Here is a 9,116-nt window from a genome sequence, read left to right on the forward strand (position 1 = left end):
CGAGTCATTGTTCCGCCGCGATGAGCTCGTACACCGCGTCCTCGCTGGCTCCGGCCGGCAGTTCGCCCACCTTGCGCCGCTCGCGCAGCACCACGATGCGATGCGACACGCGCACGACTTCGTTCATTTCCGACGAGATGAACAGCACCGCCATGCCGCCGCGCGCAAGACGAAGGATCTCGTCCATGATCTCCTGCTTGGCTGCGACGTCGATGCCGCGTGTGGGCTCGTCGAGGATCAACAGGCGCGGCTCGATCGCCAGCCAGCGCGCCAGTACCGCCTTCTGCTGATTGCCGCCCGAGAGCAATCCGATCGGCGTCTCGATGCTGGCGGTCTGGATGCCCAGCGTCTTGACGAAACGCTCCGCCAGCGCCGCCTGCTCGGCGCGCGACAGCGTGTTGCGCACGCCGCGCCGAGCCTGCAGAGCAAGCGCGATGTTCTCGCGCAATGAAAGGTCGGCCACGATGCCGTCGGTCTTGCGCTCTTCAGGACACAGGGCAAGGCCATGCTTCACCGCATCGGCCGGACTCGCCAGCTCGACCGCGACGCCGTCGACCTTCAGGCGGCCGTGATCCGGCTTGGCGAGGCCGAACAGCAGGCGAGCCAACTCCGTACGTCCCGAGCCGAGCAACCCGGCGAGTCCCACGATCTCGCCGGGGCGCACCTGCAGGTCGACCGGCTGCAACTGTCCGCGCTGCCCCAGGCCCTCTGCGGCCAGGACGGCGGCAGCGCTCTCGTCGATCGGAGGCAGGTCCGCATGCCCCGTCGCCTGCGCCGCGAATTCGCGTCCGACCATCGCCGAGATCAGCGCCTGTGGGCCCAGTTCGCTGGTCGGCCACTCGCCCACCCAGGCGCCGTTTCGCAGTACCGTGATGCGATCCGACACCGCATAGACCTGGTTCAGGAAGTGCGTGACGAACAGGATCGCCAGCCCCTCGCCGCGCAACCGGCGCAGCACTGCGAAGAGGCTTTTCACTTCTTCGTCGTCGAGGCTCGATGTCGGCTCGTCGAGGATCAACACCTTCGACGACAAACCCAGCGCCCGCGCGATCGCGACCATCTGCTGCACGGCCACCGAATAGCTCGACAGCAGCCGCGATACGTCGATGTGCACGTCGAGCCGCGCCAGCAGTGCGCGCGCCTCGCGGTTGACGGCGGCCCAGTCGATGCGGAAGCCCTGCGCCACGCCACGGCGCGGGTAGCGCCCCGAAAAAATGTTCTCCGCCACCGAGAGATTCGGGCAGAGGTTCACCTCCTGGTAGACCGTGCTGATGCCCATGCGCTGCGCGTCGATCGGCGAGGATGGCCTGATCGGACTTCCGGCGAGCGTCATCTCTCCGGCATCGGCCGCATAGACGCCCGTCAGCACCTTGATCAGCGTCGACTTGCCCGCGCCGTTCTGCCCCAGCAGCGCATGGATCTCGCCGGCCCGCAGCCGCAACGCAACGCCGCGCAGCGCCGGCACGCCGTTGAACTGCTTGTCGATGCCCGTGAGTTGCAGCACCGACGCATCGAGAGTGGCGGGCGTGTTCATTTGTTCTTGTTGTAGACGTCGATGAAGACGGCCGCCAGCAACACCAGTCCCTTGATCACCTGCTGGTAGTCGATGCCGATGCCGAGGATCGACATGCCGTTGTTCATCACGCCCATGATGAAGGCCCCAATCACTGCGCCCATGACCTTGCCGACGCCGCCCGAGGCCGACGCACCGCCGATGAAGCAGGCCGCGATCACGTCGAGCTCGAAACCCAGCCCCGCCTTGGGCGTGGCCGTATTGAGCCGCGCCGCGAACACCAGGCCTGCCAGCGCCGCGAGCACGCCCATGTTCACGAAGGTGAGAAACGCCAGCCGCTGGGTCTTGATGCCCGACAGCCGCGCCGCTTTCTCGTTGCCGCCCAGCGCATAGATGCGACGGCCCACCGTCGTTCGGTTCGTGACGAAGTCGTAGGCGACGATCAACACCGCCATCACGATCAGCACGTTGGGCAGACCCTTGTAGGTCGCGAGCAGGTAGCTCAGCAGCAGGATCGCCGCCGCGAAGAACAGGTTCTTGACGAGGAAGAAGGCATAGGGCTCCTGCGCCATGCCATGCGCCGCGAGCTTCGCGCGCCCGCGAAGTTTGAAGAACACGAGCGCCGCAGCGGCCAGCGCACCCAGCAGCAGCGATGTGGTCCGCAAGCTCTCGCCGCCGATCACGTCAGGCACGAAGCCCGAACTCAGCTTCTGGAAGGTTTCAGGGAACGGCCCTACCGACTGCCCTGCCAGCAACGCCAGCGTGAGCCCCTTGAACACCAGCATGCCCGCCAGCGTGACGATGAACGACGGTATACGGAAGAAGGCCACGAACCAGCCCTGCGCCGCGCCGATCACGCCACCGGCGATCAGGCACACGATGAATGTTGGCACGTAGTGCCAGTCGTACTCCACCATCAACACCGCCGCGAGTGCGCCGACAAAGCCGCACACCGAACCCACCGACAGGTCGATGTGGCCCGCCACGATCACGAGCAGCATGCCCAGCGCCATGATCACGATGTAGCTGTTCTGCAGCAGCAGGTTGGTGAGGTTCAGCGGCCGCATCAGCGTGCCGTCGGTCAGGACCTGGAACAGCGCCATGATCGCAACCAGCGAAATCAGCATCCCATATTCGCGCAGGTTGTTCTTGATGAACCCTGCATGCTCGGCCGTCGCCGTGCCGGACGCCGGCGGCGTGATCGGTGTTGCCGGTTTGACGGCTTCTGCTTCAGGCGGCATGGACGCTGCTCCCGGAGGCCACGATCACTCGCATTATTTTTTCCTGGGAAGCCTCGGCCACAGGAAACTCGGCGACGAAGCGCCCCTCGTTCATCACATAGATACGGTCGCACATGCCAAGCAGCTCCGGCAGTTCGGAAGAAATCAAGAGAATGCCCTTACCCTCGCTCGCGAGCTGGTCGATGATGGTGTAGATCTCGTACTTGGCACCCACGTCGATGCCGCGCGTGGGCTCGTCGAGGATCAGCAACTCGGGCTTCGCGAAGAGCCACTTGCTCAGCACCACCTTCTGCTGGTTGCCGCCCGAGAGATTGACGACGCGTTGGTTCACCCCGGCGCAGCGGATGTTGAGCGCGCGCCGGTAGTCGTTCGCCACCTTGAACTCGCGGCCGTCGTCGATCACACCACGCTCGGAGACGGCCGCCAGGTTGGCCATGCTCACGTTCTTGCGGATGTCTTCCTCCAAAACCAGGCCCGCGCTCTTCCGGTCCTCGGTGACGTAGGCGATGCCGTGGTCGATCGCCTTGCGGATCGTGCCGACGTCGACTTCCTTGCCGTGCATGTGCACCGAGCCGCTGATGCGCTGCCCGTACGAACGCCCGAACACGCTCATTGCGAACTCCGTGCGCCCCGCGCCCATCAGCCCCGCGATGCCGACGATCTCGCCGCGCCGGACGTGCAGGTTCACGCCCTTGATCTGCTCGCGGTCGGCGTGCAACGCATGGTGCACGCGCCAGTCGCGCACCTCGAAGATGGTTTCGCCGATGTTCGGTGTGCGCTCCGGATAGCGGTGCGCCATGTCGCGTCCGACCATGCCGCGGATGATGCGGTCCTCGCTGATCGGCGCGCTGCGGCAATCCATGGTCTCGACAGTGGCGCCGTCGCGCAGCACGGTGATCGAATCGGCCACCTTGGCGATCTCGTTGAGCTTGTGCGAGATGAGGATCGACGCGATGCCCTGCGCCTTGAGTTCCAGCAGCAGGCGCAGCAAGGCATCGCTGTCGCTCTCGTTCAGGCTGGCGGTCGGCTCGTCGAGGATCAGCAGCTTCACCTCTTTCGAGAGCGCCTTCGCGATCTCGACCATCTGCTGCTTGCCAACGCCCAGGTTGGTGATGAGCGCCGTCGGCGGCTCCTTGAGTCCGACCTTGGCCAGCAACTCCCGCGTGCGGGCATAGGCCTCGAACCAGTCGATCACGCCGCCGCGTGCCGTCTCGTTGCCGAGAAAGATGTTCTCCGCGATCGACAGCAACGGCACCAGCGCCAGCTCCTGGTGGATGATGATGATGCCGAGCTTCTCGCTGTCGGCGATGCCCTTGAAGCGGCGCAACTCGCCCTCGAAGTGGATCTCGCCCTCGTAGGAGTCGCAGGGATACACGCCGCTGAGCACCTTCATCAGCGTGGACTTGCCCGCGCCGTTCTCGCCGACCACGGCGTGGATCTCTCCCGCGCGCACCGCGAGGTTGACGTTGTCCAGCGCGTTCACCCCCGGAAAGCTCTTGGTGATGCCGCGCATCTCCAGAATCACATCGTTCACCCTGTCTCCTTCGAGCCTGCGGGGCCGGCCGACCCCGCATCGCACTGTCGGCTACTTGATCTGGCTCTCCTTGTAGTAGCCGCTGTCGACCAGCGCCTGCTTCCAGTTCGACGCGTCCACGCTCACGGGCTTGAGCAGGTAGGACGGCACGACCTTGACGCCGTTGTTGTAGGTCTTGGTGTCGTTCACTTCCACCTGCTTGCCAGCGAGCATGGAGTCCACCATGCCCACCGTGACTTTCGCCAGCTCGCGCGTGTCCTTGAACACGGTGGAAGTCTGCTCCTTCTTCAGGATCGACTTGACCGAGGGGATTTCGGCGTCCTGCCCCGTCACCACCGGCATCGGCTGCTGGGCCGAGCCGTAGCCCACGCCCTTGAGCGAGGAGATGATGCCGATCGACAGGCCGTCGTAGGGCGACAGCACCGCATCGACCCGGTCCTTGGTGTAGTAGGCCGACAGCAGGTTGTCCATGCGCGCCTGCGCCACGGCGCCATCCCAGCGCAGCGTCGAGACCTTGTCCATGCCCATCTGCTTGCTGCGCACCACCAGCTTGCCACTGTCGATGTAGGGCTTGAGCACCGACATCGCGCCGTTGTAGAAGAAGAAGGCGTTGTTGTCGTCGGGCGAACCACCGAAGAGCTCGATGTTGTACGGGCCCTTGCCCTCCTTCAGCTTCAGCGCACTCTCGATGTACTGCGCCTGCAACACGCCGACCTGGTAGTTGTCGAAGGTGGCGTAGTAGTCGACGTTCTTCGAGCCCTTGATGAGCCGGTCGTAGGCGATCACCTTCACCCCCTTGTCGGCCGCCTTCTGCAGCGCGTCCGACAGCGTCGTACCGTCGATCGCCGCGATCACCAGCACCTTCGGTCCCTTGGTGACCATGTTCTCGATCTGCGCGAGCTGGTTCGGGATGTCGTCCTCGGCGTACTGCAGGTCGGTCTTGTAGCCCTTCTCGTTGAAGTACTTGACCATGTTCGAGCCATCGGCAATCCACCGCGCCGACGACTTCGTCGGCATCGAGATTGCAACGAGGCCCTTGTCCTGCGCGTAGACGAGCGGCGCGACGCCGACGAGCAACGTAGCCGCGGCGCCGGCAAGCAAGGTTTTGAGAAATTTTCTTTTCATCGGGAAATCTCCTTTTTGGGATCGGCGGCTCAGTACTTCCTGCTGGGGAACTCTGCCTTGGCGACTTCCATCGGGAAGATGCCTTCCTTCGTCAGGATGCGCTTCGGCAGTGGCTTGCCGGCCTTGATGTCCTTGACCGCGCTCATCAGCTGCGGGCCAAGCAGCGGGCTGCATTCGACCGACACATTGAGCTTGCCGGCCATCATGGCCTCGAAGGCACCCTTCACGCCGTCGATCGAGATGATGATGATGTCCTGCGCCGGCTTCATGCCGGCTTCCTCGATGGCCTGGATGGCGCCGATCGCCATGTCGTCGTTGTGCGCGAAGAGCACGTTGATCTTCTTGCCCTCAGCCTTCAGGAAGGCTTCCATCACTTCCTTGCCCTTGGCGCGGGTGAAGTCGCCGGTCTGCGAGCGGATGATCTTGAACTTCGGATCGGACTTGATGATTTCCTCGAAGCCCTTCTTGCGGTCGATCGCGGGTGCCGAACCGACGGTGCCCTGCAGCTCGACGATGTTGATCGGTCCCGGGTTTCCCTTCTCCTTCTCGACCAGCCATTTGCCGGCCTTGCGGCCTTCCTCGACGAAGTCCGAGCCCATGAAGGTCACGTAGAGCGAGGTGTCCTTGCTGTCGACCGCGCGGTCCGTCAGCACCACCGGAATGCCGGCGGCCTTGGCCTCTTGCAGCACCGGGTCCCAGCCGGATTGGACGACCGGCGAGAAGGCGATGACGTCGACCTTCTGCGCGATGTACGAGCGGATGGCCTTGATCTGGTTTTCCTGCTTCTGCTGTGCATCGGAGAACTTGAGATCGATGCCGGCCTCCTTCGCGGCCGACTTGATCGACTCGGTGTTGGCCGTGCGCCACTCGCTTTCGGCGCCAACCTGGGCGAAGCCCAGGACGATCTTCTGCTGCGCCAATGCCTTCAGCGGCAGCAGCGACGAGAGCGACGCGGTTGCGAGGGCGATGTTGAGCGTGCGACGGTTCAGTTTCATGTTGTCTCCTTGTTGAACGTGGTGAAAGAAACCCTGGTTGTCGGTCCGCTCAGGCCAGCACATAGCCGGTCTTGACGGTGGTGTAGAACTCCGCGGCATGACGGCCTTGCTCGCGCGGACCGTAGCTGGACGCCTTGCGGCCGCCGAAGGGCACGTGGTAGTCGACGCCCGCCGTCGGCAAGTTGACCATGGTCATGCCGACCTTGGCGTGGCGTTTGAAGTGCATTGCGCGCGAGAGCGATTTGGTGCAGATGCCGGCGCACAGGCCGAAGGGCGTGTCGTTGGCAAGCTCCAGCGCATGCGCGTAGTCGTCGGCGCGCAGCACGCAGGCAACAGGCCCGAAGATCTCGTCGCGCGCAACGCGATGCTCGGGCCGGGCCAGGAACAGCGCCGGACTCATGTAGTGACCGGCGGTCGCGCGCTTCAGCCGTTCGCCGCCCCAGACATGTTCGGCGCCCTCTTCGCTCGCATTGGCGACGGCGGTGAGGTTCTGTTCGAGCTGGGCGGCATCGACCACGGGCCCGATGTCGGTACCGCGCTCCAGCGCGTGGCCGATCTTGAGCGCAGCGAGACGATGACGAAGGCGCGCGACGAAGGCATCGTGGATCGCCGCTTCGACGATCAGCCGGCTCGACGCCGTGCACCGCTGGCCGGTGGAGAAGTAGGCACCCTGCACGGCGCAGTCGACCGCACGGTCGAGATCGGCATCCGCCAGAACCACCAGCGGGTTCTTGCCGCCCATCTCCAACTGAACCTTGGCGCGACGCTGGGTGGCGGCCTGCAGGATGTGCTCACCGGTGGCGACCGAGCCCGTGAAGCTGATGGCATCGACGAGCGGACTGTCGACGATCGTCTGCCCCACTTCACGACCGCTGCCCATGACGAGATTGAAGGTGCCCGCCGGCAATGCCGCACGGCTGATGATTTCAGCCAGCGCCCATCCGCACGCAGGCACCAGTTCTGCCGGCTTGAAGACGACGCTGTTGCCGTAGGCGAGCGCCGGGGCGATCTTCCATGCGGGAATCGCGAGCGGAAAGTTCCACGGCGCGATCAAGCCGACCACGCCGACCGGCTCGCGGGTGATGTCGACCAGCACGTCGGGCCGCACGGAAGCCAGCGCCTCGCCGCCGCCGCGCAGGGCTTCGCCGGCAAAGAACTTGAAGATGTGGCCTGCACGTGCCGCCTCGCCGACGGCCTCGGGCAAGGTCTTGCCTTCTTCGCGCGCCAGCAGCATGCCGAGTTCCTCGCGCCGGGCGAGGACCTCGCTGCCGATCTGGTCGAGCACATCGGCGCGGCGCTGTGGCGTGGTCAGGCTCCAGTGAGGAAAGGCATCGGCCGCGGCGCGGATGGCACGCTCGGTCTGGCTGCGATCGGCGCGCGCATATTCGGCGACGACCTCCCGGGTGTCGGACGGGTTGCGGCTGACGCCCGTGGTCACGCCCGTCTCCCAGCGCCCGTTGATGAGCTGCCGTGCATTCTGCTGGAGGTCGCTGCGCTTCAAAGTGGGGCGAGTGTAGGAATCGCACCAATATCTTTCCAATCAATATTTGGATGGAATGGATATCAGAAGAAGCATTCAGGTAAACCCCATGACCAACTACACGCACTGGTTCATCCGTGCGCGACTCAAGACCCGCCAATTGCTGCTGCTCGTGGCGCTGGCCGAAGAAGGCAACATTCATCGCGCCGCACAGGTGCTGAACATGACCCAGCCGGCGGCTTCGAAGCTGCTGAAGGACCTCGAGGACGTGCTGGAGGTGCCGCTGTTCGACCGCCTGCCACGCGGCATGCGGCCGACGTGGTACGGGGAAACCATGATCCGCCATGCCCGCGTCGCGCTCGCGAGCCTGAACCAGGCACATGACGAACTCACGGCTCTCAAGGCCGGCAGCGCGGGGCAAGTCAACATCGGCGCCATCACCGCGCCAGGTCTCGTGCTGCTGCCGCCGGCGGTCGCGGCGGTCAAGCGCGATCACCCGAACTTGCGTGTGTCCCTGGAGATCGAGACCAGCCCGGTGCTGCTGGAGCGGCTCGAACAGGGCAAGCTCGACCTGCTTGTCGCACGCCTCTTCGCGGAACACGATAAGACAAACGTACGCTACGAAGCACTCACCGAGGAGCCGGTCTGTGCGCTCGTTCGACCCGGCCATCCGCTGCTGGGCATGACGGGCCTGGGCCTGCGCGACCTGGTGTCTGCGGGCTGGATCGTGCCGCCCGCAGGCAGCGTGTTGCGGCATCGCTTCGAACTGATGTTCCAGGAGGAAGGGCTCCCGCCGCCGCTGAACGTGATCGAGACGGCGGCACTGCTCTTCATCACACGCATGCTGCAGCAGAGCGACATGGTGGCCGTGCTGGCGACCGACGTGGCCCGCTACTACGCGGCGCACGGGATCGTTGCGCTGCTGCCTATCGAGATGCCTTGTCATATGGATGCGTTCGGCATCATCACTCGCACCGATCGTCTCTTGTCGCCGGCAGCGAAGGTGATGATGAGGGCGCTCAAGGCGGAGAGCTTCACTGCCTATGGGCGTCGGCTTGAGGCTGATTGAGGTTTGGGGTGGCGGAGGCGGGCGGTGTGCGCTGGGCCGGCCGACGTCACCGGCCGCTTCGCGGCTGCCCTGCGCTGCTCACGGTACGCGGGGTCCGCGCGAAACTCGCTTCGCTCAAACACGCGCAGCCCTGATCCGCGTACCGCTGCGCTGCTCGGC

7 protein-coding genes are annotated in these 9,116 nt (G+C 64.8%); 1 reads left to right on the forward strand and 6 read right to left on the reverse strand.

The features are described from left to right. Window positions 1-4 precede the first annotated feature (4 nt). The 6 genes from AC1DN9_RS07290 to AC1DN9_RS07315 all read right to left on the reverse strand — a co-directional run bounded on the left by AC1DN9_RS07290 (window position 5) and on the right by AC1DN9_RS07315 (window position 7,909). Window positions 5-1,534 (reverse strand): sugar ABC transporter ATP-binding protein, encoded by a 1,530-nt coding sequence (locus AC1DN9_RS07290; protein WP_478098693.1) that lies wholly within the window; start codon window positions 1,532-1,534, stop codon window positions 5-7. Next, window positions 1,531-2,754, reverse strand: a complete 1,224-nt coding sequence (mmsB, locus tag AC1DN9_RS07295) for a multiple monosaccharide ABC transporter permease (protein ID WP_478098695.1) — start codon at window positions 2,752-2,754, stop codon at window positions 1,531-1,533. The genes AC1DN9_RS07290 and mmsB overlap by 4 nt, the downstream gene beginning before the upstream one ends. Then, window positions 2,744-4,267, reverse strand: coding sequence for a multiple monosaccharide ABC transporter ATP-binding protein (gene mmsA, locus AC1DN9_RS07300; RefSeq protein ID WP_478098730.1), 1,524 nt, complete (start codon window positions 4,265-4,267; stop codon window positions 2,744-2,746). Before mmsA ends, mmsB begins: the two co-directional genes overlap by 11 nt. 72 nt (window positions 4,268-4,339) lie before the next feature. Next, a complete protein-coding gene (gene chvE, locus AC1DN9_RS07305) occupies window positions 4,340-5,413 on the reverse strand; it encodes a multiple monosaccharide ABC transporter substrate-binding protein (protein ID WP_478098697.1) in 1,074 nt (357 codons plus the stop codon). Window positions 5,414-5,442: 29 nt separating this feature from the next. Further along, window positions 5,443-6,408 (reverse strand): ABC transporter substrate-binding protein, encoded by a 966-nt coding sequence (locus tag AC1DN9_RS07310; RefSeq protein ID WP_478098699.1) that lies wholly within the window; start codon window positions 6,406-6,408, stop codon window positions 5,443-5,445. Window positions 6,409-6,457: 49 nt separating this feature from the next. Beyond that, the gene (locus tag AC1DN9_RS07315) at window positions 6,458-7,909 is read right to left on the reverse strand and encodes an aldehyde dehydrogenase family protein (protein ID WP_478098701.1); all 1,452 of its coding nucleotides are present in this window, start codon (window positions 7,907-7,909) and stop codon (window positions 6,458-6,460) included. A gap of 88 nt (window positions 7,910-7,997) precedes the next feature. Here AC1DN9_RS07315 and AC1DN9_RS07320 point away from each other — a divergent pair, with 88 nt between their 5' ends. After that, on the forward strand, window positions 7,998-8,957 hold the full coding sequence (locus AC1DN9_RS07320) for a LysR family transcriptional regulator (protein ID WP_478098703.1): 960 nt from the start codon (window positions 7,998-8,000) through the stop codon (window positions 8,955-8,957). Window positions 8,958-9,116: the final 159 nt, after the last annotated feature.

This window comes from Variovorax sp. 05L425, assembly GCF_056397705.1.

Excerpts from the sequence above, each read along its gene's own strand:
- chvE (WP_478098697.1), bottom strand. The coding sequence starts at position 5,413 with ATGAAAAGAAAATTTCTCAAAACCTTGCTTGCCGGCGCCGCGGCTACG.
- mmsA (WP_478098730.1), bottom strand. The coding sequence starts at position 4,267 with ATGCGCGGCATCACCAAGAGCTTTCCGGGGGTGAACGCGCTGGACAAC.
- AC1DN9_RS07320 (WP_478098703.1), top strand. The coding sequence starts at position 7,998 with ATGACCAACTACACGCACTGGTTCATCCGTGCGCGACTCAAGACCCGC.
- AC1DN9_RS07290 (WP_478098693.1), bottom strand. The coding sequence starts at position 1,534 with ATGAACACGCCCGCCACTCTCGATGCGTCGGTGCTGCAACTCACGGGC.
- mmsB (WP_478098695.1), bottom strand. The coding sequence starts at position 2,754 with ATGCCGCCTGAAGCAGAAGCCGTCAAACCGGCAACACCGATCACGCCG.
- AC1DN9_RS07310 (WP_478098699.1), bottom strand. The coding sequence starts at position 6,408 with ATGAAACTGAACCGTCGCACGCTCAACATCGCCCTCGCAACCGCGTCG.